This window comes from Paenibacillus sp. P32E (assembly GCF_001909085.1).
GTDB classification, from domain to species: Bacteria; Bacillota; Bacilli; order Paenibacillales; family Paenibacillaceae; genus Paenibacillus_AQ; species Paenibacillus_AQ helianthi.
This window is the reverse complement of record NZ_LVYY01000001.1, coordinates 473,341-498,460: the sequence shown is the minus strand read 5'-3', so window position 1 is coordinate 498,460 and position 25,120 is coordinate 473,341. Positions and strand designations below refer to the sequence as shown.

Sequence of the window (25,120 nt, the reverse complement as noted above, 5' to 3'; positions counted from 1 at the left end):
TATTCAAGTGATTAGAACGCATAGCTTCGCCCTTTCATGTATTTAAACAATACACTACAGAACCGACCTTTATCCTCATTCGTCAGCTAACGTGTCGAAACATCGATTAACCTGCAAATGATTTATATATTATCGCATATTTGTAATTTTGAAACATATTATTACTATCCTATCATTAATATCAAAAAACAACAAGTTCAAGACGGAACAACCCATGAACCAAAAGGGATGAACAACTTCAGTAACAGTTACTTTATGGCACGGAAGAATTTTTCAAGATGCTCCATTTCAGTTTGTGATAGATCGTCAATCATGGATATAAGTCTCAATGTGTTGAAGTTCTCCCCTTGATTTATCATATTTTTAAGAATGTAGTTTCTATTTCTAATAACATTAGCTTTCAATTCTATTTCTTTAAAAGGGTCTTCAAATAACATTCCATTTATATATCCTAAATCACTCAAGTATCTAATTCGTTTTGTCATTAAGACCTTATGCTCATATAGCATATGTGCAGCTCTCAAATATTGAAAGTCTAAATCAGCTAATTCAATTAATTTCCTATAAATCCCCATACCAAAGATAGGTTCTCGACTACCATGCAAGCATTGTTCTTCAGCAGGTATTCCTTCAATCACTTCGTATCTCTTAGCTGTATTTGTCGAATTCATATAATAACCTAGAGTATTCCTAAAGTAATCGAAATTAAAAGCATAGGACTTCCAGTTATTAAATGATATAAGTTGAATGCCAAATACCCAGAGATCAAGAGTATAATCTATTTCTTCACTTACAGCTCTTTCTACTTCTTCAAAAGTAGCCTGTGTTGCGCAATAACTTCCTTGTCATATCCAAATATCAGCAAATCATGCATCAAGTTTTCAATTGTTTTGTAATTAGGTATAAACCTCTTATTTATAAGCACGTAAATGTAGCTATCATTGTATATGGCCTCTATTACAAAATCACAAATATTCATTTTAAGTAAACGTAACAGTTCCTTTTGAACACTGTGGATATTTAAGAGCAGATTATATTTCCTTTTTCAAATAAAAGACCAAAGACCCACAAAAATAGCTTCTTTCTTCTTAATCTCTGTTCTTACGGTCTTATGTAAATTGTGTTAATTGAATCAATTGAAGAAAAACCGGAGGTCTTACCGTGGGGTGCTGTCTATAAGATTAATCGAATATTTGAATTTTATTCAGGAGTGTCAAAACACTCTTTATATCAAAGTAATATATATGTTCAGAGTTTTTAAGTAATCCCGTTGCAAATTCTTTATATCATAAAATACTTGTATAAAATTAGAATTCTTCCAGTTATGAAATGATGGATGCAACCCAAGGATAGATAATGCGAATGTTGGAAGCATTTCATTTATAGCCGGCAGTGAAAGCGGTAACATTATTAATAATGATTATCGTTTCTTCGTTATTTTAATAAAAATTTCGTCAACATATCGTCAACAAAGTCAAAAAATATCTTTAACATCAGTTTCTTTAATGAAAACAAAAAAAGCAAAAAAAACCTTGAATCATCAAGGTTTTTTTGCTTTTTTGAATGTTATGCGGTAGAGAGGACTCGAACCTCCACGGGTATACACCCACTACCCCCTCAAGATAGCGTGTCTGCCATTCCACCACTACCGCGCGGTGTGTACTTTAACTAAAGCATTGTTTGAGGCCAACACTCAATATTATAAATTGATTCTTACGAAAAGTAAAGCTACCGTGATTAAGAATTTTCTTCCGTTCCTTTTTGCTTGCGGTATTGGGTGAAGGCGATATATTCCTTAATGAAATTCTGCTCTTCAGGCAACAGTTCATTGCTTTGGCAATTCAATTGCCGAATTTGTCCAAAAAAATATTCTTCCGAACCTTCACGCACCATTTCAGGTGATTTTTTGCCTAAGATTAGCCAATCCAGGCTCACATGAAAAAAAGCCCCGATTTCGATCAGCTTATGCGTCCCGGGCGTTGACTTGCCCCTCTTCCAGTCTCCCATATTTCCTGTACTTATATTCAACTGTTCGCAGAACGATTTCTTGGTGATCCCCTTCTGCTTAATCAAGTATTCAATTCGTTCGTATATGGACTGCATATGCCAACCGCCTTCCACTATATTTAGACACACTTAATTGCGTAATTATTATTGTAAAATGACGTAAAAAAGTATATAATTAACTATTATTATGTCTTATCCCATTATATCATACGGCTGGATAGTCGATAAGAGGTGAGCCCCTTTTGAACAGCAAACGTCCCATAACCCCCTACGGCTGGGCAATCAAACAGCGGCTAACAGAGCTGCATCTGGACCAGAAAAAATTCTGTGAGATTTATGATATCCCACCTTATCGCCTGTCCAACCTGATCCATGGCACTCGCAGAGCGGAACGTTACCGGCGCCAGATTTCGGAGCTTTTGGGTTTACCCCCATCTTAGCTTTTTCCTGCCGTGGGACCAGCCTGTTTCTATACAAAAAAGACCGCTCCTATCAGACGTAATATCTGATTCAGGAGCGGTCTATTGTGACTGTATGCGGTAGAGAGGACTCGAACCTCCACGGGTATACACCCACTACCCCCTCAAGATAGCGTGTCTGCCATTCCACCACTACCGCATATGGTGACTCGTATGGGATTCGAACCCATGTTACCTCCGTGAAAGGGAGGTGTCTTAACCCCTTGACCAACGAGCCATGATTGATAACTTATGTGTTTGTCACAACAAAAATGAGTATATCAAATACTGCGGATTTTGACAAGAAGTTTTTTTGAATCAAATAGCGGGGAGCTGCATCCGTCTGAAATCTGTCCTCCCCGCTACTTTCACTTCCCGCCAAAAAGATATCGACCTGAGCGTTCGCACTTAGTTTTGACCTCCGGCAGCGGCCAACACCTCTATGCCATTAGCGGCTTCATAGCCCAGACTTTGCGCTACGGCCAGATTGGTCACATACCCGGCAGCCACGTTAATTCCACGGGCCAAGGCAGCATTGTTCAATGCAGCAACATGAACGTCCAGATTAGCGATCTGCAAGGCATAGGGGATCGTCACATTCGTAAGCGCCAGTGTCGAGGTCCGTGCCACAGCACCCGGCATATTAGCCACAGCATAATGGACAACTCCGTGCTTCACATAGGTCGGATTCTCATGGGTTGTGATCCGGTCAATCGTTTCTATTGAACCGCCCTGATCGACTGCAACATCCACAATGACAGAACCTTCCGCCATTCGCTGCACCATGTACTCCTTCACCAGCTTGGGTGCCCGGGCACCCGGAATGAGCACAGCCCCAATAAGCAGGTCCGCTTTGCGGACAGCTTGTTCAATGTGATAAGAATCAGACATGAGGGTAACCAGACGACCGCCAAAAATATCATCGAGAACCCGGAGCCGGGTCGCATTCACATCCAGCACGGTAACTCTTGCTCCCAAGCCGAGCGCAACCTTGGCTGCATTGGTACCCACAATGCCTCCACCTACAATCACCACCTCACCAGGCTGAACACCTGGAACGCCGCCAAGCAGCACACCTTTGCCGCCATGCGGCTTCTCCAGCAACCCCGCTCCAATCTGAACCGCCATCCGTCCGGCTACTTCGCTCATGGGAATGAGCAGCGGCAAGGAGCCATCCTCCAGTTGGACCGTCTCATACCCAACCGCTGTTATGCCACTCTCCACAAGGGCAGCAGTCAATCCGGCTTCCGGAGCCAGATGCAGATAGGTGAACAGGATCAACCCCTTACGGAAATAACCGTACTCTTCGGGGAGCGGTTCCTTCACTTTTATAATCATATCTGCCTTGCTCCACACTTCAGCCGCGGATTCCACAATTCTTGCGCCCTTATCCAGATACTCACTGTCTTCAAAGCCACTGCCCGATCCCGCACATTGCTCAACGAACACCTCATGGCCTGCTCTGCGGAGAGCATCAACTCCAGCCGGAGTGATAGCAACACGATTCTCGTTGTTCTTGATTTCTTTGGGTACGCCGACAATCATTTTATAGCCTCCTTAGATGTTATGAGAGTATAAGCCTACAGTGTATTAGGATGCGAAAAGAAAGGCCCACTTATGAGCCTTTCTTTTCAGCAGTCAGGTTTATTTTATCATATGCGCAAGGTCAGTTTAAGGATTAACCTTCGTTTCAAATGTTTGCTTACCGTCAACGAATTTCAGAACAACTGCTGCTTTTACCGGATCATGTGGTTCGTTCAGCGTAATGTGTGTACTGTTTTTTCTCCATAATGTCCGGGAAGCCACGCAGCGGCTTGTAGTCCAGCCGTTCAATCGTTATATCCGATGGATTGCATCAACAGGTTATTTATCGGAGGAGAGGAAAATGCGAAGAATTCTGTCAGAAGGCTAAAGACAAAAAAAAGAACCTCCGCCGGGAAGTTCTTTTGCATGAAATGTATTCAGAACGGAGAGAGAGGGATTCGAACCCTCGCACCGCTTACGCAGTCTAACCCCTTAGCAGAGGGTCCCCTTATAGCCACTTGGGTATCTCTCCAAGAAAATGGCTCCCCGAACAGGACTCGAACCTGTGACAACTCGATTAACAGTCGAGTGCTCTACCAACTGAGCTATCAGGGAACATTCACATGAACAAGAAATAATTTATCATGATTTTGTAGTCTAGTCAAGCTTATCGCACAATTTTGATATCGTTTTCAGGAGCGGGATCAACACCACTCTCCATCTCCCGGAATCTTGACTCGATCCAGCAGTCCCTCCTGCTCCAGCCGGGCTGTAAGTTGTTCACGGGTAACCAGGCAATGGTTGATGGCCTCCATATGTACAGCAATCACAGATGCTGCAGGCGAATAGTTGCATAGTTCCACAATATCCTGCTCATTCATCGTAATATGACCTCCGGTCAGAAATTGCGCCCCTCCCCCATTGACGACAATCACCTCCGGTTTATGTTCATCCAGAGCCTGTTTTACTTCATCGCACCAAATCGTGTCACCGGCTACATATAAGACTGGCTCGCCTTCGGCTCGGAACACAAAACCTGATACCTTACCCATAAGCTCACCAATTTCTCCTATGCCATGCCGGCCTCCGGTCCGCATCAGCGTCACGTTCTGAAAGTTCATCCCCTCATTGTCCCCAATCACAGATACATGTTCAAAACCCTGCTCCGCGAAAGTCTCTCCATCCCCATCCTGGCACAGAACCGGAAGCTCGTGTGGCAATAGAGACACTGCGGCTCCGTCCCAATGATCCCGGTGCAGATGTGTGACCAGCACAGCATCAGGTGTAAGCCACTGCTGAACCGGCCCCGGCAAAGGCACCAAGGGATTATTGCGTGGATTTGCGGTATTCGGAATAGGCGGATTCGCCTCTTTTTCACTAAGCATAGGATCAACCAGAAAAGAAATCCCGCCGTATTCCAACCATAATGCTGCGTTGCGGATAAGCTGTATTTTCATCATAAACCCTCTTTCATCCATCCTGTCTTCTGCTACAATCTAAGTATAGACGCGACTTCGATCAGAATACATTGTGCGGCGAAAGAGATTCACCAGATCTGCTTTCACCCGGAAAGGATTCTCGTATAAATGGATAACTACTCAATAGATGATATAGACTACAGAATCCTACAGTATATAATAGAAGATTCCCGGTTAACTCAGAAGGAAATTGGGGAGAAAATTCACATGACCGGGCAGGCTGTTGGCGCCCGAATCCGCAGAATGCGGGAGCTGGAGATTATCGAGGGCTATACGGTGCGATGGAATCCGCAGAAGCTTGGACAGAACATCCATGCTTTTATAACTGTGTTCCTCAGCTCCAACAAAGCGCATCCGCCTTTTCAAAAATTCGCCCATGAACATGGAAATGTGGCCGAGCTGCACCGGGTTAGCGGTGAAGGCTGCTACTGGATGCGAGTATACGCCAAAGATCAAGAGGAACTGTCAACTTTTCTGGACCTGCTGCTGGAGTTCGGCAACTATCGGGTTAATCTGGGAATGGGCAAGCTGAAGTAGCACATCATATAATAATTACATGGAGGCAAAGATGAAAAACAAGATTGATCCACCCCAAATTAACGACCGAGATTCCCTACAGTCACAGCAAATACATACTCTCACATCAAAGGAAGAAATCAGCCAATGCCTCATCAGCGACTGTCTGATTGAAGATCAGGAAGCGGCCAGGGTCTCGTTCGATAAAGTGATTTTCCGGAATGTAACGATTGCTGAATCTACACTGAACGCCATTGAACTGACGGATGTTATATTTGAAAATTGTGATCTATCGAATGTGAATTTCAGTGACGCTTTTGTGCACCGGACAGAGTTTCGGAATTGTAAACTGACCGGAACCGATTTCAGCAGGGGACGGTTTCAGAATGTCCGGATGGCGGATTGTATCGGGGATTTCGCCAGCTTTCGCTTCGGTAAATTTAAGGGGACGGCTTTTGCGAACTGCCGGTTGGTCAGCAGCGATTATTACCAGGCGAACCTGAATCATGTAGAATTCTCGGAATGCGAAATCGATCAGGCCACCCTGGCGGGCTGTAAATTAAAAGAAATCGATCTTAGCGATTGCAGCTTCTCCGGTCTGAATGTCGACATTGAAGATCTTGCAGGCTGTATCATTTCCGCAGAACAGGCAGCTTCTTTTGTTGGACTTATGGGCCTGATCATCAAGACCGACCCCGAACTCTAAAATTTCCCTATTTAGCTCTCCCTTGGCCTTCTTCCAGGGCAATCAGCTTGAGCTTGCCGGCACAATTGCCGCAGCGGTAGCGCTTCGGATCAGCCTTGCGTTTGCGCGGGTATTCAGTCGAACAGGCAGTGCAGACAAGCTTATACCGGTAAGGCAGCACCTTACGCCCCTTGGCTCCAGGCAGGGTCTGGCAAAACCGGCTTCCGCCGACCATGGCGAGCAGTTTTTTGAAATCGGCGTCCCGGTGCATATATCCCCGTTTTGCCAGGTGAAGATGATAATGGCACAGCTCATGCTTGATAATGCGCTCGGTCTCTTCACGCCCGAACATTTCCAGCTGCATCGGGTTAATCTCAATATTATGGCTCTTGGTAAAATATCTTCCTCCCGTTGTGCTCAGCCGGCTGTTAAAGCTGGCCGAGTGCCGGAAAGGGACACCAAAGCTGTCCTGTGACACCTGCTCGATCCACTGCTGCAACTCTTCATTGGTCATTCTAGTCATCGTTTCTCTCACAAGTCCTCTCCACAGGAAAATTACGATCTCTACTTGAATTGTAACTTGCCCATAGGCTACACTGTCAAGAAGGAAGACAAGTTCGGAGGGAGAATGACTTATGCCGAAAATGCGGTATGTAATGTTGCAGCAGAAGCAGGAATTGCAGTTCGTGGAGATGCCGGAGGAGTATGCGTATCAGCTGAGCGCCCTCAATCTTCGCCTCAATAAAGAGATCGACAAGCTGACCGCGGTTAATGTCCCGGATCTGCCGCTTGCTATTGCGGAGTGTGATTCCCTGGAGCTGCTGCGCGAGGAGCACTCACTGGAATCCGGGCTGGCCTATATCAACCGGCTGGAGAGCGCTTTTTCATCCATTCAGGAGAGCAACTATCCGCTGATCTCGCTGTTGACCGAAATCCGCGCGCTTCAAGCCCAGCTTGAGCAGTGGTACGAAGAGGAAGAAGAAGGCGTACACTAGGAGCCGGTGAAATCCGGCATGCCGCTGCACCTTTGGGCGACTTCTCCCATATGCTATCTTACGTTAGCATGCAGAGGAGGGGTACTCTTGCCGCAGTGGCTCTGCCATCAGCTCATGAAGGCTTATTATAAAAAAGACCGGCGTCAGATTAAGCTGCTGAACGAATGCTGGTTTTTTTACCGCAATTCCGCCGAATCCCGTGACTCCATTCAGCGTGGAATATAAGGATCATTTCTAGCGTAAAACATATGAGTTCTTATATTTCAAACAAAACCCATCCCGAGGAATCCAGGATGGGTTTTTGCATTTTTGACTGCTCACTGAAATCACCTGGAACATCGGGAAGACGTATACGCTCCACTTCAACACTTCTGTCCTTGGTATTCGGCTCCATCATCAATCTCTCCTTTCGAATCTCTTGTTGATAGCATCCATTACCCCGCCCCTTTCCTGCTTGAAACAAACAGCCGCACCCCCGGTTCTCTCTCCATAGCAACGGAGAGCCGGAGTTGCGGCTCATAAAAGCACCTGACAGGTTTAGTTAAAACTGCGGTTCGTAGGCCAGGAGCCCTGCAGCTTGCGGACCAGCACAATCTGACCGGTGTGATAGGAATCATGCAGAATCAGACTCATCACTTCTTCACCTGGAGCATGCCCGGAACCCCCCCAGTCATATGCGCCTTCCTCCAGCGCCTCAATTACTTCCCGCAGCGAAGCATGGATGTTCTTCAGTTTGGCCACCGCTTGCTCCCAAGCTTCTTCCCCGCTGCCTGTTACACTAAAAGTAGCATCATTGCTCTCCACGTCAGGCAGCTTCGGCAATCCTTTGAGCTTGTTCAGCAGACGTTCCTTGTAATAGGTTAAATGGTTGACCGTCTCCCAGATGGAATTACCTGCTACTCCTTGCGGCTTCCAGATTGCCTGCTCGCTGGTTACACCTTCCAGTGCTGCGCTAAGCGGCGGTGCCCAATCCTCGATATCCATAACATAATCCCAGTTTTCCAGCAAAACATCACTGATCTTATTCTGCATGTTTTACCTCCTAGAGCATCCGTATAGTTTTTGTAGAACATGGCTTTCCTGAGCATCATCCGAAAATCGGTAACGACTTAAAGACATGGGTAATAGTTACCAAGTGGAAACGGCTACGCCGTCCTTATGAGGGCGGCATCCGTTTCAGCGAGAAAGAGAAAGATAATTTGTAACGTGAAACATATAAATTCTTATCTTTTTAGAAAATGTAGCATATTCTCTGCCACGGTTCAAGTAACTAGCAAATTTATATTTTAACTGTTACAATCATTGAAAAGATGTGGGCCTGGAAGGAGGGATGTACGGTGCTATGGGACGATTTCTTGAACAGTTATTGGCGGGATTGGCGGACAAGCAACCGTGGCGGTGACAAGGACAAACTGATGGATCCGGAATGGCTGGCCTCTTGGCTGGAGCGTCATTCGCTTCAAGCAGAATTGCCGCTTAAGCCCGCAGAACTGGATCAATTGCAGCAGCTCCGGAGCTTGATGTGGGCAGAGGTGCAGATGCTAGTCCAGGTACATACAGTAAACCGGGGTACGCTGGAACAGCTGAACAGATATATGGACAAAGGGCCGGCCATTCGGCAGATCGTCTGGAATGACGCTGGCCTGGCGGAAATCTCCCTTTTGCCGCAGCGCGCTGATTGGACACAGGTGATGGCGGAGATTGCGTCTTCTTTTGCCGCTGCGCTTGTGGAGAAGGACACCTCACGCTTCCGCATATGCGAGAATCCGGACTGCCTATGGGTCTATTACGATGATACCCGCAACCGCTCGAAACGTTATTGCGACGATAAAATGTGCGGCAATCTGATGAAGGTCCGGCGTTTCCGGGCGCGCAAGAAGGCGGACACCGAATGACGTATCATTTGAACTCTTAAAACTGTGCCGTCCCAGATCATTTCTCCGGGAATTGGCGTTATGTAAATACCATGGATGAACCTGGGGTCATCACTTTGTTTTTGCCCGAGTGTTTCGCCGCATAGAGCAGTGTGTCCACTTCCTCAAACAGCTTCTCCTTGGTGGTTCCTTGCATGTAGCTCTCAAGTCCGATACTTACGGTGACCACCGCCCCGTCCATCTCTTCATGCGGAGTATCAGAGAGCCGCAGGCGAATCTTCTCCGCGACCTCCGCTGCCTGTTCAAAGGACTTCTCAAAAAGAAGTATGGCAAACTCCTCTCCGCCATAACGGGAGGCAATATCCGCCGGTGAGATAAGCTCCCGGATGACTTTGGCAACTCTCGCCAGAATAATGTCCCCTGTACGGTGTCCGTATTTGTCATTGACCATTTTGAAATCATCGATATCAATCAGGGCCAGATGAAAGGGTGCACCCTGATCTCCGTACTCCAGTGCCTTGTCATAGAACTCATGGAAAGAAATATGATTGTACAGATCCGTTAACGCATCCGTTGTCGACAGCTTGCGCATGATCGCATTCTCGATTAACAGATCCTGCTTCGCCGTCAACGTTGCCTCCAGATCGCTAGCCAGCTCACGTCCGTTAATAATCATGATAATAGCTACCAGGGTACCCACCATGAGAAAAATCGGGATCGCAATCAGATCAAACGAACTTAGAAAATACTTAAACCAAAAATCCCATCGATAGAGCACAAAAAAGGCAACGGCCTGAAGTGCTGATGTAAATAATGTTAAGTCAAGCCTGTAAAAAATCGCCGAAGCAAAAATAGGCAGCAGCATAAGTGCTCCAATTATACGGATATCCATGTTCAGATGGATGATGATCATGGCAATAATCGTGCCAGCCATAAAAAGAGAGTAGAACGAATACTTAGAGGCGCTGTAATCAATCAATTGGGCTATGATCACCACCGCTGCCATCAGCAGAGTCGGATACAGAAGCACCTCAAAATAAAACTCATGCGCCCCTCTCTCATACGGCAGAAACCAAAATGCCCCTAGCTGGGCCAAAAAATGCAGGGAAATCACAAGCCAATAAGTCTGCAAAAAACGTTTGATCCACTTCGCCTGCCGATAGGCCGAGGAATCGGAAGGGTTCATGAATTCTCGTAATCTCAACACGGTCACCTGCTAATTCAGATTGGACTGTTGCTGTACTAGTCATAGTATTTTACCATGATGTGCGATGCTTTTGATACTTGTTCGTTTGAGAAGAAATTATGAGGCTGTATGAAAAAGGGACTAGCGTACGATTTCATTAATACTCTGGTTTAGGGAGACAGAAACGAATCTGCCTTCTGAAACGATCGGAATTTTAAAACACCCTGCTGCATGAGGGGTGACATCTAACTGCGGATAAAAAAACAAGCTTACCGAGTTTCAATCCACGCTCCCGCACGGGGAGCGACGCGAAGAACTTGGCGCCCGCTCTACGGACATGGAGTTTCAATCCACGCTCCCGCACGGGGAGCGACGCTTAAATTCCAGACTGACTACAAAGGCGAGATGTTTCAATCCACGCTCCCGCACGGGGAGCAACGAAATACTTGACGGAATGGACGTTATGTCGGACGTTTCAATCCACGCTCCCGCACGGGGAGCGACATTAGCTAAGTACTTAATAGAGCAATATCCAGGAGTTTCAATCCACGCTCCCGCACGGGGAGCGACAACTTCTTTTATTTCATTGGGGCCAACCGGATATGTTTCAATCCACGCTCCCGCACGGGGAGCGACCTGGGTTTACCTAAGCAGACGGCAGCATACTGCTGTTTCAATCCACGCTCCCGCACGGGGAGCGACATATTGCAATTGGAACCTTATCAGTGAGGTATACGTTTCAATCCACGCTCCCGCACGGGGAGCGACTAGGCCATGCACCCTTTGATTGATCTGTAGTGGATGTTTCAATCCACGCTCCCGCACGGGGAGCGACATAGGCCGCATCAAGCATTATGTTGCAGCAGAAGACGTTTCAATCCACGCTCCCGCACGGGGAGCGACATGATTTGGCTCTAAAACGTTTAGGACTCTACAAAGTTTCAATCCACGCTCCCGCACGGGGAGCGACACAAAGCAGTACGTGTACTCGCCGGTTGATAACGGGTTTCAATCCACGCTCCCGCACGGGGAGCGACCTCAGAAAGTCCGGTGACAGGCCAGCGCTATGGGGTTTCAATCCACGCTCCGATGGTTACAGCGTAATACAGGAGGTTTCAATCCACGCTCCCGCACGGGGAGCGACGTTTGGTGTCTTCGTCCCAATGTAGATCATAGATTGGTTTCAATCCACGCTCCCGCACGGGGAGCGACTCTGACGGAGTTCGAGAGCGTCATGTACATGGGGTTTCAATCCACGCTCCCGCACGGGGAGCGACGTATTTCAGCCGCAGTATGGAGGCACGCAAGGAGAGTTTCAATCCACGCTCCCGCACGGGGAGCGACGTTCACGTGGTTCATGGGAGTAGCTCCGGGTTGGCGTTTCAATCCACGCTCCCGCACGGGGAGCGACAGTCAGCCAGTTCTATGGAATCAGGTGTTTCTCGAAGTTTCAATCCACGCTCCCGCACGGGGAGCGACGCAGCCTTACAGCGCTGTTCAGCCGTTGCATGGGTGTTTCAATCCACGCTCCCGCACGGGGAGCGACCTGGCGGAGCCGTTCCTGGATTGTCTTAAGATCGGTTTCAATCCACGCTCCCGCACGGGGAGCGACTAAATCTGACTCGTACCTACGTTCCTTTGGAGAAGGTTTCAATCCACGCTCCCGCACGGGGAGCGACATCCTTGTATCGTTCTCACTTGGCTTTAACGCCGTTTCAATCCACGCTCCCGCACGGGGAGCGACTAAGTGGGTGACGATGTAATGGCGATCATACCGCTGTTTCAATCCACGCTCCCGCACGGGGAGCGACCGCAACATGCGATAAGCAGCGCACGCTCACGGAGGTTTCAATCCACGCTCCCGCACGGGGAGCGACGTGCTCGAAGCGGAGACACGGCGCAGAGCCGGTGTTTCAATCCACGCTCCCGCACGGGGAGCGACTTGATTGTAGAGGTTTGTAAGGTTGATAGTATTGAGTTTCAATCCACGCTCCCGCACGGGGAGCGACACTCATCACTGATATCTATTGGCGTGCCTTCTGAAGGTTTCAATCCACGCTCCCGCACGGGGAGCGACGGGTAACGCGCTGATCGCGGCTCTGCACGGTAAGACCGTTTCAATCCACGCTCCCGCACGGGGAGCGACGGGTAACGCGCTGATCGCGGCTCTGCACGGTAAGACCGTTTCAATCCACGCTCCCGCACGGGGAGCGACGCCAGCGCTTGTCAGCGGACAGCAGACCGTAGCGTTTCAATCCACGCTCCCGCACGGGGAGCGACGGTAACTCCGTGCTCGCGGATGCAGTCGGGGTAACGTTTCAATCCACGCTCCCGCACGGGGAGCGACAAGCTATAACAATATAGATACCCGCATTCGCCAGTTTCAATCCACGCTCCCGCACGGGGAGCGACCAATCGTAAATTTATCATAACGGAGGTTTTACGTATGTTTCAATCCACGCTCCCGCACGGGGAGCGACCTTCCCAAGGAGCGACACTCTCAACGGTTGCGAGTTTCAATCCACGCTCCCGCACGGGGAGCGACTGGGTAATTTAACTCCGGGCGACTTGCGCGCAGGGTTTCAATCCACGCTCCCGCACGGGGAGCGACCTTTCCCGGCGTAGTGAAGTGGTCCGGCACGGAGCGGTTTCAATCCACGCTCCCGCACGGGGAGCGACGGACGAGCTATGTCATTTAAAACGTCTCATGGCACGTTTCAATCCACGCTCCCGCACGGGGAGCGACACCGGCCACCGCCGATCCGCGCCGTGAACGTATACGTTTCAATCCACGCTCCCGCACGGGGAGCGACGCGATTCGGTTCGTGCTGAATGTTCCCGTCTTCAGTTTCAATCCACGCTCCCGCACGGGGAGCGACCAGCAGAAGATAAAAAACAGTTTGAACAAATGGCAGTTTCAATCCACGCTCCCGCACGGGGAGCGACCTGCATAGATGATGCCTTTTTCTTCGGAGAGGTGTTTCAATCCACGCTCCCGCACGGGGAGCGACACATAATTTGCGAGTGATCCGCAATCAGCCGGAGTTTCAATCCACGCTCCCGCACGGGGAGCGACCCCCTTGAATCGGTGGATTCTATCGACGGCAAAACTGTTTCAATCCACGCTCCCGCACGGGGAGCGACTGAAAGAAGATCATGTCCAAAAGAATGCCGGAGTGTTTCAATCCACGCTCCCGCACGGGGAGCGACGTTGGTACGGCCCCAGGCTACCCACAACGTTATTGTTTCAATCCACGCTCCCGCACGGGGAGCGACCAATGTGCAATATTATGTGCCTGGTCAGTCAGTGGTTTCAATCCACGCTCCCGCACGGGGAGCGACAACAGGGGAGGTGACCGGCCATGACACAAGTAAAGGTTTCAATCCACGCTCCCGCACGGGGAGCGACGTTTTATCTCTGCATCGAGACGACCGAAATACTAAGCGTTTCAATCCACGCTCCCGCACGGGGAGCGACCAGGAGCTTGTCAGCAGCGTCACAAAAGGATCAATCGTTTCAATCCACGCTCCCGCACGGGGAGCGACCTGCAGATGGTCAAGGCCACCGTGAGCGTTCCTAAGTTTCAATCCACGCTCCCGCACGGGGAGCGACGTTTGAGAAAGGAGATAACCAATGACACTCACAAGGGTTTCAATCCACGCTCCCGCACGGGGAGCGACAGGCCGAAGGATGTACCATATAGATCAGTAACAGCGTTTCAATCCACGCTCCCGCACGGGGAGCGACACTGGAATTTACTTGACTACTGCAACACTACAAATGTTTCAATCCACGCTCCCGCACGGGGAGCGACTGGCCTTGAAATTAATAGTATCTCTAGATAATGGTTTCAATCCACGCTCCCGCACGGGGAGCGACAGGAAGAGAGCTTGAGATCCTTCAATGCATAGATCAGTTTCAATCCACGCTCCCGCACGGGGAGCGACATTCAATCGGCTAAAGGTGGGATAAAGATGTATGTTTCAATCCACGCTCCCGCACGGGGAGCGACAGGTACTCAAAAATCCCTTGTCCCATAAGGGATAAGATCCCAAAAAGTGCGAACCTCTTAATAAAGATCATTTTTTCTTTTCTGAAATCACATACAATGAGGTAAACTACTTATCCCGCAAGAAGCGCGAACCTCCCAGGGTTTTCATGTGCACTTGGGGTTCGCACTTTTGCTTGTTCACTAGATTAAGAGAAACCCTTCCGGATCATAACTCTCTTTGGCTCCGATGTGTTCTACTTTTCTTTTCCAATTGGCTCCGAGGGCATAATAGCGTATACTGTCTTTATTCTTATCCATTTCTGTTTCTAATTTTTGCTTGAGCTGTTTATATTGCACCGGATCTACAACGCATTCAAACACAGAATTCTGCACTCGCTGACCGTAATTTTGACAGTGTTTGGCGATCCGGCGCAGCCTTCTGCGCCCCTCTGGAGTCGTAGTTTCAACATCATAAGTGATTAATACCATCATACAATTCTGCTCCCCTTCCTACTTAAATAAATATGGTGGATAATCGTTAAGATCCCCCCTGATATACCTCGCCAGGAGCAAAGATTGAACGTAGGGAAGCAATCCCAATGATATATTTTCATTCAGATAGGGGTGTTTGATTTCATCCTGCTTTCTTTTCTGCCAGGCGGTCAGCACTTCCTTTCGCCCATCCTCTGACAGCAGAACTGCACCATTCTCTTTGATTATGAATGCTTTCGACGTTATTTGTTTACGATTGATTAGTGACAAAGCTAGACGGTCCGCCATATATGCCCGCAATTCCTCCATCAAATCAAGTGCCAGTCCAGGGCGGCCGGGACGGTCACGGTGAAGGAATCCTACAGCAGGATCTAGCCCCACAGTCTCCAGTGCCGATTGCACATCAACACGCAACAATGTGTATAGGAAGGAGAGGAGCGCATTAATCCTGTCCCGGGGAGGACGACGATTGCGTGTAGCCATATGAAAAGCTTTTTTTTCGATCAGAATCAACTCATTCATCGCACTAAAATACAGCTTGGCCGCTTCCCCTTCCACACCTCGGAGTTGATCACCGTTACTAACCCTTGATGTACTTGCTGCCAATCGTTTCAGCGCAGCTGAGATACTCATTAACAACTCGTTATCTACCTTTTCTCCGTGATCCCTGAGCGCCCGATTGATAACACTTCTGGAATTTATGATTTTTGCCTGGATGAATCGTTTGGCCACATGAACGGCTTCCTGTCCGTCAGCATAACGATACTGCTTGCGGCGGAGCAGTACATTTCCAGAAGTTTTCCCCTGAATTCGAGCTTTGAATCCCCCATGTTCATTTAAAAAGGATAATCCAACTCCCCGCTCCGCGCATAAATGAAGTAGTCCTGGGCTTGCACCGGTATAACCAAAAGTCACGATTCCTTCAAGATTATGAACAGGAATACGAAACTTCTCTTTTTGACTGGTTTGAACCACCACATTTTCTCCGTCTCTGGCTAAGTAACTATCAGGAGAAGTGATATATAGCGTATTCAATAGTTTTCTCACTGTATCACCTACTCCTCTAGAAATGTATCCATGTAACGTTCAACATTGGTTCTTTTCATCTTTGGCAAGCAGATGTCGTAGAGTGAACAGGATAAACAAGCTTTGGAATACTGAGGTGCTGGAGTGATGCCGTTAGCAAAACAGGCTCGCATTTCCCTGAGATAAAATCCCACACGTTCCCTCAACTGCCCGGTAAAAACAACTTCCTGTCTCCTTTCCTGTTGACCATAAAAAAGAGAGCCCTCTTCAACTTCAACCTCCAGCATCTCTTCAAGACACATCGCTTGTGCACACAATTGCACTTCATCCCAGTCATCACTCTTAGGTTTACCGCGTTTATATTCCACCGGATAAGGTTTCCAGCGACCTTTCCTTCCAGGTAAATTAGTGGCAAGACCGGGACGATCCACTTCCTCTTCGGCATGAAATTCAACAACGTCGGATATACCGCTAATTCCAAGATGATGAGATACCAGAGGCATTGCCCGTGAGATTAGAATCTTCCCTCTAGTTTCACGAAGCGCCGGATTATCTGCTTTGCGATGTAAAAGATCCCCCTCATAAGTGCGCACATTGTCCAGCCACTGCTGCTCCATATGGATAAGTGCCCACTGACGCGGACAAAAGGCAAAATGCTGAATACCTGACAACATTAAATACTCATCTTCATGATAAGGACTCAGCGCTATCTCCATTATTTTTCAATCAAAGTCACACCTTCGGGCAACTGGCCTCCGTCTATCGTAATGTGGTAGTCTGTATATTCTCTCGCAGGTACACCTGGCACACTCTCTACATGAATACGTTCAAAGAGTTTATGGGCAGGAGCATTTCCCAGCACTGAGTTGTGTTCAAAAACAATCAGTTTACGGAGCGCCATCTGTCCCCGAGAAGCGGAGCGATCATACTCGAACATATTCTCAATGGCAGTCCACAGTAATTCCAGGTCTTCTGAGGTGAAATTCGTTTGCTGAGCCAGATGACCTGACACATATCCATCCATACGATAAAGTGCATAGGGGATAATATGCTTACGTCCCATTTCCCGATCCTTATCCGCCCCCTCTTGAGTAACGGCTTGACGAGTGATTGTTAACTCCTGGGAAAATACAGGGTCAATGCTACGTGCAAACGTAAACTGAACGGGTCCACGAACTTGTCCACAATTGATTTTAGTAGTCATAACAGCTCCAAATGTTCGTACGTCGAAAAAGTTATCGCACATCCAGCGGGTCAATTTATAGCTTTCTGCTTTATCTGCAGGTTTCAATTCTTTAAGCTTATCCGTATCCTCTTCACGCAAAGCGCGGTAAGCCTGACGATGCTGCTCGTTCAGTACAGCTCCTTCAGATACATAAATATGATGGCCTTCCTGGCCGCCTTTTACGACCTCTACATAATTACGGATCTTACGCTTCAGGCATACATCCGTAACAATACCATGCCCTGTCTCCGGATCAATTCTCGGCATATTCCCAGCATCTGGGTCTCCATTGGGATTACCATTCTTCACATCAAAAAAGATCGTAAATTCACAGCGGTTAATAGGCTTACTCATTATTCATCCTCACCTTTCTCTTCCTGAACTGATGTGCTTACGGAATCCGCCTCAGAACTTCCTTGTCTAGAGGTGACGGTATGCTGTGCCTGATGGTAATAACCAAGAATAAACAATCCTTGTTCTTGTAGATTTAAATGAGTAGGAAACTTTGGAACCCCGGAAAGCACCTCTCCGATCTCCCGATCTCTGTACTTTCCGAATTTAGCTTTAGGATTAGAAATATGCGCTTGAGCTAAACGAATTAAATTAGGGAATACCGCTAGCGGTGTAGTGGATGCCGAAGAGAAGTAACGGTCTTTTATAGTCGTATTTAATTTGCCATAGCCGCCTGAAGCTTCGATCTGCGCACGTTCGAGTACTGCAAATAGTCTTCCAAGCCGATAGGCTACAGGCTGTGCCTCTTCATTCTCATTGAGTTCCATCGTCAATGCTCCTTTCAAAGCATCATTGTTATTAATCCGCGCATAGCGCAGTAAGTAAGCTTTAATGACTGAAGACCGAATCCAAGCACTGCCAGCACTTTCGCCGTAAGGAGATATTCTCCCGTCTACTCGGACTCGTCCGATAATTGCCGCATAAACTGAATACGGATAAGCATTGCCCTGTAGCACAGAACGGAACCAGGCTCCGGCCATTGCTGCAGTGGCGGTTTTCATTTTGGAAGAATCCATATTAGCATGAACCGTCTCCCGCATTACTCTGAATAGACTTGGCAAAGCCGGCAGCTTGTCACCCGGACGGCTCATAGCCATGTCTGCAGTATGTTGAGCCAATTGAATGAATAGCGAGCCGAAACTCCCCTGCCAATAATAGCGGACCGCCAGTCTCGCCACATTTGGCGAGAGTCCTAGTACGGTGAACGGTGTTTGCGCTGCAGGCAGCATATCTTCCGTAACTGTCATTCCACTACGTACACGGAGAAGTAAATCCTGAATTTGCCGAGTCACCCCAGAGTCTTCTTTAATTTGATCCCCTGGAGCATCGTCAAAGAATCCACCGAACATCCCCTCCTGTACTGCCCAATCCATATCCTGGCCCGGCTTGCGATCCGCCCAGAATACAACTGTCATATCTCCTACGCCCCGCATTCGGTTCTCTCGGGAAGCAAGAAGGTGGTTGAGCGCCTTGGCATATCCCGCTGAAGCTTCCTCGCTCACTGGCGCGTTATAACTTTGCTCTTTGCCGTAAGACAGGAGAGCCGGAAAATTAAAGGAGACCAGATTGGCTCCGACGGACTGTGCATCGGCTACACCCTTAATTTTGATCTCATGTGTACGGGCAATCGGACGATTGGCTTCACCGGAGATCAGGCAGGTTCCATAAACCGCCCCCTCCTTGTCTTCCCTCCGGGAATCAGCCCAGATACGCATGACCTCTTCGGACTGGTGTACACTGTATGAGCTTCCCTGTAGTTTGAATACGAAATTATTATCTGTACCGGACAGTACGTTGTTTACCATGACCTGGAAGGATTCATCTCCTTCAGGTTCTTCGGGATTCCAGCGTTCAAAAAAGCGGAGTACCGCCTTACCGTCTGGACTTTCACAGTTCTGAAGCAGTGTTCGGTGCAACTCCCGACTGGCTTCAAATTTCCTCAGCGATGATGTACGTATACCACTCTTATCTATAAGGCCAAGTACATATTCAGCCTTATCGGACAGAAAGTACGGTTTCACTCCACTGGATCGTGCACCATGCTCAGGAACGTTCATCGGTACAGGCACCGGACGTTTGCCTGTAGCATCACGGATATCCAGAATACGGAGAGGTTGTCCCTCTTCTGAAAGCTCCAGTACGAACGATACCTTGTCCGTGCTATAGCCAGGTGGTGCAATTCCTGAATTGGGGTCTTGGGAGAGCTTTAAATAACGCCCGTAAAGTGATTGAGTAATCATCTCAATGTTCCCCCTTGCTTAAATCCGGCACTTCAATAACTCCATCGTTCATAATGGCGCGGAAAAACTTCGCCTCCATATTTGCCTTGTAATCGAGATCCCAGAGCATCCACTGCAGATCGCGTTCCCCCGTCATTACATAGTCAGAAGACGGCAACGTTCCCACGCTCTCAACCAGCTTAAAATGTGCCGGAAACTCCCGACAGCCGAAATAAGGTTGCTGAAACATCTGTCCCAAACGGGCCCGCCGAAGAAAAATATTGTAGTGCTTCTCCGGTGAGTCTGCAGCGCCTGCTTCCGAAGTCATCTCAAAGTGGGCTTCAATAATGTAACCGACGTTCTTCAGCATTAAAGTCATACGCTGCTGCCGTTCCTCTGTGACAATCTGGCGTATAGTGCTGGTCTTGCCAGCCATCGCTGATTTCACAGTTGCCGCAGATAATTTAGACTCCGTCTCATTCCGGCGGATGGATTCGAATTTAATTTCTTTCAGCACATGGATTCGATCCACCACCCAGCGAATAGCCGGTTTCCAGTGGATCGATTCCAGAATACCTCGTGCCGCAGAAGGCGTAATGACATCATAACTAACCCTTTCCGCCTTCATTTCCGGACGCGTAAAACACGCATAATCTCCCCAGACATGCAGCTTCACACCATAACCCATATACTCCACACCCCCTTGCGTTTAATTAAAAAATATAAATCTCCTTTGCTGCACACTCCGCAGAATAAGGCTTGATCCCCGTGTGCGAACTATACCATGTTCCAGATCGTTCCAGTACTCTGATCCCTTCACGAATCTCTCGCAGTTCCCCGGCACGTTGATAAGCCGAGTACTCATAAATATAGAGCTGCACCGTGTATGGCTGGAGCTGACGCAGCAGTTCTCTGCTCAACTGGGGAGCATGACGTATACGCTCTAGAAGGAGCGAGAACGCTGTTTTATCATCGTCTACTCCCTTCGCCTGTTCTTCGTCGGTCTTATAAGGAACTATGACTGGCTCCATCTGCTCATCAATCATGCGAAACTCCCGGCCAATCTCAGCAAAGGGAAATTCAAGCTTCCTGCCCTCACTTTCAATCTTCGCTATAATCTCCTTGCTGTCCGTGGAATCTGTGCTGCTGATATGCTGGTAATATGACAGTTCAACAAAGTAATTCTCAACTGCTGTTAAGGATAACGGATCAATTCCTTTTTCCATGCTGCTCGTCAAGATGGTTCTAGCCAGAGTACCTGTTAAGTTCATCCAACCGTCAGGTAATCCTCTTTCCGTCTCAAACACATGTACCTTCCCTCGCAGCAGTCTTCCGTTTCGATTACAGCGCCCAGCAGCTTGAGCAATTGAATCGAGCCCTGCTAATTCGCGGTAGATTTCAGGAAAATCCACATCGACTCCCGCTTCAATTAATTGCGTGCTTACAAGCAGACAAGGCATTGTTGATTCAAGACGTGTACGGACCACCCTCAAAATATCCATTCTATGCATTGGACACATTCTCGCGCTTAGATGGTACAGCCCTTCCGTGGAATCCTCTGATGAATGGTTTTTCGATTGCTGCAGTACCTCGAACAGATTACGAGCTGTTTTTCGAGTATTCACAATACATAATGCCTGAGACAGGCCATTTATTTCTCCGGCCAGCATTTCGAGACTCATGATCCCCCGGTTAGATACTTCTACCCGCTCAAACTGCTTAAAGCGTAGTTCCGGTTGAGTCACAATTTCACGAATAGCAACTTTCGATGTAGCTTGTCCTGTATTAAGTATCGTTGCGGCCGGGGGTTGTGTTGCAGTACACATGACCACCGTGCAGCCATAATTTCGCACTAGCTCCTCAAGCGCATACATACAAGGCCCGAAAAATCCACCGTTCATCATCTGCGCCTCGTCCAAAACGATAATGCTGTTCGCCAAATTATGTATCTTTCGGGTCTTGGAGCGTTTGTTGGAAAAAAGCGATTCAAAAAATTGAACATTGGTCGTCACAATGACCGGCATATCCCAATTTTCTTCAGACAGTCTTCTCAAATCACGGAGCTTGCGCAGTTTCTTCGCTTTGTCTATCTCTTCCTCTGCCTCTTCTACCTCCTGCTGTACGTTAGAATGATGCTCAAGCACAACTTCTTCTCCCAACACCTCACGAAAAATCGCAGCATTTTGTTCGATTATTGAAGTGTACGGAATTACATACACAATGCGCCGCAGAGTTGCATGCTGAACCGCGTGTTTCAAAGCAAAACCCAGAGAGACCAAAGTCTTACCGCTGCCGGTAGGGAGGGTTAGCGAGAATAGACCCTGTGTGAGTCCTGCCCTTTCCATACACTCTCTAAATATTTCTGCGCGGTTATAATCTACTGGTTCACGGGGTGTAGAGAAGCGTGCCTTCATATAAGCGTGAAAACGTTGAAGCAGCACAGCGAAGTCAGCCTTCACACCTCTCAAACTCGCTTGACTCTGGTTAGAAAAGACCTCAGTATTTAGCGAATCTGCATCGACCAAGCATGAAAAGAGCATGCGTGCAAGAAAAGACATTTGAAAAGATGGAGAAATGCCAGGCTGTAATGCGAACTGTGTAGGAATTTCCGGTATTTTCATTTCGTTGAAAGCAGCCTTATAATCCAAGGGATCTTTACTCAGTCTGCGTGTGAGACACGAATCCGCCCCGGATTTCGTTCCGTAATCAGGCAATCCGCTGTGATGTCCGGCAATAACATATGCCAAAATAGTAGCCATTGGATGTCTGGGCCATGCCTTCATGAGTTCCCTGGCACCCGCTGTAGCATGATCTACACGTTTCGTTGAACCTTCCAACCGGTGCTGAAATTCCTCTGCGTATTTCCCAAGGTCATGCATGAACCCTGCGATATAGCCCCATTTTTCCATTCTGAATTGCAAGGAGAACTCCGCTGTTAATTCTGCGACCTCTTTTAAGTGCGTCAACAATAACTGCCAATCCTTCTTATCCGCAGATTCTGTGCTATGCGCGTAGTACATTTTTCACTCCTTTCTAAGTACGAGGAACTACTCTCTTTATAAATACTCCAATAATCTCCAATATCCTTGCTTTATTTCCCAAAATTATAATCGTTTTGCTGAATATTTTGTAAAATGGTGTCCAAAACATCGCAGGCTTACCGGTTCGAAGCTAATCAAAAGGGGGTGTATTTTTATGGTTGTAACTGAGAGGTGTATGGTCGTTAATGAACTAGGTATGGTTGATTTAAGGAGGGGAGGTTTAGAGAACTGACCTCTACGAATTTGAGACTGTAGCATAGTACAAATATCTTTGGATTTTTTAGTGATTGTTGTTTGCAAGACATTAAAGTGATGGCAAATTTGATGTACGTCAATACAAGGAGAACATTGTTCATCAAATAGATTATTAATAGTCGCTAACGCATGAACAATGGCACCGCTCCAATTCTTTAATCTGCCTGTTGTAAAAGGGACTCTCCTTTTTCGGCTGAGTGTTTCTGTCATATCAATCGCTATTTTCTCATACGGCTGATCAAGATGTTCAATGCAAAAGTTTCAAATTGAGTTGATCAGTTGGGCCTTGATTAGCAGAATTTTCGGATCTTTCAATGGCTAACCCCCTTATATTTAATTTCTTGTGATTTGAAGTTAAATAAATATAAACTCACTTTAAGCTTTACTCTTCAAAAAAATGTAAAATAAATCACAATTATGGTTTTTCTAGTTTTTTTATTGATTCACTCAGCTTGCAACCATCCAGCACTGCATATTCTATTGGAGAAGTAAGTTCGTCGCTCTTTGCATGGGCGCGTGGATTGAAATTTGTGATTTGATGTTGGCCATAAAAGAAGAAGCTGTCCTTTGGCACTAAACCTTAGGACAGCTTCTTATTTTATTTCTAGTGCTTAATCTTTCTGCTCTACAGTGGTCGAAGGATGGGCTAAGGGATAATGACGAAAATGTGATTCAGTTATTACGGTAGTAATCCACACTCCGAACAGGGTGTGACCGTTGCCGGGCTATGGTCTGCTGTGCCTCTACGTATCAATCCACACTCCTGTACGGGGAGTGACATCGTAAAACAGCCAAGTTTAACAGCTAAATAGGGTTTCAATCTATACTCCCGTACGGGGAGTGACACCATCGGCACACGATCGGTCAGATCGCAGATCAGTTTCAATCCACGCTCCCGTACGGGGAGTGACGCCATAGAGGACCGCAGAGCGGAAATCGCAACATTGTTTCAATCCACACTCCCGCACGGGGAGTGACGATGTCAGGTAAGTTTTCTTTGATTCCTTGGTATAGTTTCAATCCACGCTCCCGCACGGGAAGCGACTTCGACAAGTACTTTTGACTGACCAGTTAATACGCTGTTTCAATCCACGCTCCCGCTCGGGGAGCGACGGGCGCGGCGGTTGATGGCTACTCCCGTACTCATAGTTTCAATCCACGCTCCCGCACGGGGAGCGACGCTATTTGTCTGGTGCATTAGCTCCACTACAGTCGTTTCAATCCACGCTCCCGCACGGGGAGCGACGCTATTTGTCTGGTGCATTAGCTCCACTACAGTCGTTTCAATCCACGCTCCCGCACGGGGAGCGACTTGGCGTAAAGTCAATGAGTATTACGCGAACAATGTTTCAATCCACGCTCCCGCACGGGGAGCGACGTTAGTTCCTGATCTATCATATCTATTAATTTACGTGTTTCAATCCACGCTCCCGCACGGGGAGCGACTGCCCCTTGATTCGACCACTAGCAGTTTTCGAGAGTTTCAATCCACGCTCCCGCACGGGGAGCGACGTCATAGCGATATCTTTTTCCATCTTTGTAAGTCTGTTTCAATCCACGCTCCCGCACAGGGAGCGACTTTTATAATTTGGTTTAGGTATCGTAGTTCGTAAGTTTCAATCCACGCTCCCGCACGGGGAGCGACTGGACTAGATGGTGGTGTTACTGGCGCATTGCTCGTTTCAATCCACGCTCCCGCACGGGGAGCGACGCGATGATGATCGCGGATAACGTCCGCAAATACACGTTTCAATCCACGCTCCCGCACGGGGAGCGACCCTAAACCATCGTTACCTTCAGACGAGGAGATGAAAGTTTCAATCCACGCTCCCGCACGGGGAGCGACAAATACGAGTTTAACGTCGATCTACAATAACGCAGAGTTTCAATCCACGCTCCCGCACGGGGAGCGACTAGCTCGTTATGGAGTTCAGTTAAAGTCGTTATAAGTTTCAATCCACGCTCCCGCACGGGGAGCGACTATCTGTGGAGAAGCAGCTGCACGAACAGTACATAGTTTCAATCCACGCTCCCGCACGGGGAGCGACCTGAGCAAGCGCGAGGTAACGGAGATTGCGTTTGCGTTTCAATCCACGCTCCCGCAGGGGGAGCGACAAAACATACCATGGTGAGAA

The 25,120-nt window shown here is 47.9% G+C and carries 22 protein-coding genes, 5 tRNA genes and 2 CRISPR repeat arrays (1 of these 29 cut by a window edge); of the genes, 6 read left to right on the top strand and 21 right to left on the bottom strand.

The genetic code is table 11. The features are described from left to right. Positions 1–248: 248 nt before the first annotated feature. From A3848_RS01975 to A3848_RS01965, 3 genes are all read right to left on the bottom strand, one after another. The gene (locus tag A3848_RS01975) at positions 249–638 is read right to left on the bottom strand and encodes a hypothetical protein (protein ID WP_074083252.1); all 390 of its coding nucleotides are present in this window, start codon (positions 636–638) and stop codon (positions 249–251) included. Positions 639–1,569: 931 nt separating this feature from the next. Then, a tRNA-Leu gene (locus tag A3848_RS01970) sits at positions 1,570–1,652 on the bottom strand. 85 nt (positions 1,653–1,737) lie between these two features. Next, positions 1,738–2,103 (bottom strand): helix-turn-helix domain-containing protein, encoded by a 366-nt coding sequence (locus A3848_RS01965; protein WP_074083251.1) that lies wholly within the window; start codon positions 2,101–2,103, stop codon positions 1,738–1,740. A gap of 146 nt (positions 2,104–2,249) precedes the next feature. On the opposite strand from A3848_RS01965, the gene A3848_RS01960 reads away from it, so the two are divergent. Beyond that, entirely contained in the window at positions 2,250–2,447 is a 198-nt protein-coding gene (locus A3848_RS01960; protein ID WP_074083250.1) for a Rha family transcriptional regulator, read from the top strand. A 95-nt stretch (positions 2,448–2,542) separates the two neighbouring features. On the opposite strand, the gene A3848_RS01955 is transcribed toward A3848_RS01960, so the two are convergent. From A3848_RS01955 to A3848_RS01930, 6 genes are all read right to left on the bottom strand, one after another. Next, positions 2,543–2,625, bottom strand: a tRNA-Leu gene (locus A3848_RS01955). A 3-nt stretch (positions 2,626–2,628) separates the two neighbouring features. Continuing rightward, a tRNA-Glu gene (locus A3848_RS01950) sits at positions 2,629–2,703 on the bottom strand. Between the two features lie 170 nt (positions 2,704–2,873). Continuing rightward, the gene (gene ald / locus A3848_RS01945; protein WP_074083249.1) at positions 2,874–4,010 is read right to left on the bottom strand and encodes an alanine dehydrogenase; all 1,137 of its coding nucleotides are present in this window, start codon (positions 4,008–4,010) and stop codon (positions 2,874–2,876) included. 422 nt (positions 4,011–4,432) lie between these two features. Beyond that, positions 4,433–4,521 (bottom strand) — tRNA-Ser (locus A3848_RS01940). Between the two features lie 7 nt (positions 4,522–4,528). Continuing rightward, a tRNA-Asn gene (locus A3848_RS01935) sits at positions 4,529–4,604 on the bottom strand. 89 nt (positions 4,605–4,693) lie between these two features. Beyond that, entirely contained in the window at positions 4,694–5,446 is a 753-nt protein-coding gene (locus tag A3848_RS01930; protein ID WP_074083248.1) for an MBL fold metallo-hydrolase, read from the bottom strand. Positions 5,447–5,575: 129 nt separating this feature from the next. Between A3848_RS01930 and A3848_RS01925 the strand changes: the two genes are divergently transcribed. Beyond that, the gene (locus A3848_RS01925; protein WP_074083247.1) at positions 5,576–6,004 is read left to right on the top strand and encodes an Lrp/AsnC family transcriptional regulator; all 429 of its coding nucleotides are present in this window, start codon (positions 5,576–5,578) and stop codon (positions 6,002–6,004) included. Positions 6,005–6,035: 31 nt separating this feature from the next. Further along, on the top strand, positions 6,036–6,689 hold the full coding sequence (locus tag A3848_RS01920) for a pentapeptide repeat-containing protein (protein ID WP_074083246.1): 654 nt from the start codon (positions 6,036–6,038) through the stop codon (positions 6,687–6,689). A gap of 7 nt (positions 6,690–6,696) precedes the next feature. Here A3848_RS01920 and A3848_RS01915 read toward each other — a convergent pair whose 3' ends face one another. Further along, positions 6,697–7,182, bottom strand: coding sequence for a SprT family protein (locus A3848_RS01915; protein ID WP_074083245.1), 486 nt, complete (start codon positions 7,180–7,182; stop codon positions 6,697–6,699). A 121-nt stretch (positions 7,183–7,303) separates the two neighbouring features. Between A3848_RS01915 and A3848_RS01910 the strand changes: the two genes are divergently transcribed. Next, on the top strand, positions 7,304–7,663 hold the full coding sequence (locus tag A3848_RS01910; protein ID WP_074083244.1) for a hydrolase/acyltransferase: 360 nt from the start codon (positions 7,304–7,306) through the stop codon (positions 7,661–7,663). A gap of 87 nt (positions 7,664–7,750) precedes the next feature. Further along, positions 7,751–7,888 carry a cortex morphogenetic protein CmpA gene (cmpA, locus tag A3848_RS31560; protein WP_143186262.1) on the top strand — a complete coding sequence of 46 codons (138 nt, stop codon included), beginning with the start codon at positions 7,751–7,753 and terminating at the stop codon, positions 7,886–7,888. 31 nt (positions 7,889–7,919) lie between these two features. On the opposite strand, the gene A3848_RS32055 is transcribed toward cmpA, so the two are convergent. Both A3848_RS32055 and A3848_RS01905 read right to left on the bottom strand, forming a co-directional pair. Beyond that, positions 7,920–8,057, bottom strand: a complete 138-nt coding sequence (locus A3848_RS32055; protein WP_178381876.1) for a hypothetical protein — start codon at positions 8,055–8,057, stop codon at positions 7,920–7,922. 143 nt (positions 8,058–8,200) lie between these two features. Further along, positions 8,201–8,695 carry a DinB family protein gene (locus tag A3848_RS01905; protein ID WP_074083243.1) on the bottom strand — a complete coding sequence of 165 codons (495 nt, stop codon included), beginning with the start codon at positions 8,693–8,695 and terminating at the stop codon, positions 8,201–8,203. A 305-nt stretch (positions 8,696–9,000) separates the two neighbouring features. Between A3848_RS01905 and A3848_RS01900 the strand changes: the two genes are divergently transcribed. Continuing rightward, the gene (locus A3848_RS01900; protein WP_074083242.1) at positions 9,001–9,558 is read left to right on the top strand and encodes a CGNR zinc finger domain-containing protein; all 558 of its coding nucleotides are present in this window, start codon (positions 9,001–9,003) and stop codon (positions 9,556–9,558) included. Between the two features lie 58 nt (positions 9,559–9,616). On the opposite strand, the gene A3848_RS01895 is transcribed toward A3848_RS01900, so the two are convergent. From A3848_RS01895 to A3848_RS33370, 9 genes are all read right to left on the bottom strand, one after another. Beyond that, positions 9,617–10,723, bottom strand: a complete 1,107-nt coding sequence (locus A3848_RS01895) for a GGDEF domain-containing protein (RefSeq protein ID WP_074083241.1) — start codon at positions 10,721–10,723, stop codon at positions 9,617–9,619. A gap of 276 nt (positions 10,724–10,999) precedes the next feature. Continuing rightward, a CRISPR array of direct repeats spans positions 11,000–14,736; the repeat unit is 32 nt; unit sequence GTTTCAATCCACGCTCCCGCACGGGGAGCGAC. 180 nt (positions 14,737–14,916) lie between these two features. Continuing rightward, positions 14,917–15,207, bottom strand: coding sequence for a CRISPR-associated endonuclease Cas2 (gene cas2 / locus A3848_RS01890; protein WP_074083240.1), 291 nt, complete (start codon positions 15,205–15,207; stop codon positions 14,917–14,919). A gap of 18 nt (positions 15,208–15,225) precedes the next feature. Beyond that, a complete protein-coding gene (gene cas1c, locus A3848_RS01885; protein WP_074083239.1) occupies positions 15,226–16,254 on the bottom strand; it encodes a type I-C CRISPR-associated endonuclease Cas1c in 1,029 nt (342 codons plus the stop codon). Positions 16,255–16,262: 8 nt separating this feature from the next. After that, positions 16,263–16,949 (bottom strand): CRISPR-associated protein Cas4, encoded by a 687-nt coding sequence (gene cas4, locus A3848_RS01880; protein WP_256702118.1) that lies wholly within the window; start codon positions 16,947–16,949, stop codon positions 16,263–16,265. Continuing rightward, on the bottom strand, positions 16,949–17,812 hold the full coding sequence (gene cas7c / locus A3848_RS01875; protein WP_074083238.1) for a type I-C CRISPR-associated protein Cas7/Csd2: 864 nt from the start codon (positions 17,810–17,812) through the stop codon (positions 16,949–16,951). The genes cas4 and cas7c overlap by 1 nt, the downstream gene beginning before the upstream one ends. Beyond that, a complete protein-coding gene (gene cas8c, locus A3848_RS01870) occupies positions 17,812–19,710 on the bottom strand; it encodes a type I-C CRISPR-associated protein Cas8c/Csd1 (RefSeq protein WP_074083237.1) in 1,899 nt (632 codons plus the stop codon). Before cas8c ends, cas7c begins: the two co-directional genes overlap by 1 nt. Position 19,711: 1 nt before the next feature. Next, positions 19,712–20,377: a type I-C CRISPR-associated protein Cas5c gene (cas5c, locus tag A3848_RS01865; RefSeq protein ID WP_074083236.1), complete on the bottom strand. Its 666-nt coding sequence runs from the start codon at positions 20,375–20,377 to the stop codon at positions 19,712–19,714. Between the two features lie 25 nt (positions 20,378–20,402). After that, complete coding sequence (locus A3848_RS01860; RefSeq protein WP_074083235.1) at positions 20,403–22,709, bottom strand: CRISPR-associated helicase/endonuclease Cas3; 2,307 nt, start codon at positions 22,707–22,709, stop codon at positions 20,403–20,405. Between the two features lie 84 nt (positions 22,710–22,793). Continuing rightward, positions 22,794–23,237: a DUF6398 domain-containing protein gene (locus A3848_RS33370; RefSeq protein WP_371916074.1), complete on the bottom strand. Its 444-nt coding sequence runs from the start codon at positions 23,235–23,237 to the stop codon at positions 22,794–22,796. 627 nt (positions 23,238–23,864) lie between these two features. Continuing rightward, positions 23,865–25,120: direct repeats of the CRISPR family, unit length 32 nt; unit sequence GTTTCAATCCACGCTCCCGCACGGGGAGCGAC; it runs 651 nt beyond the window's last position.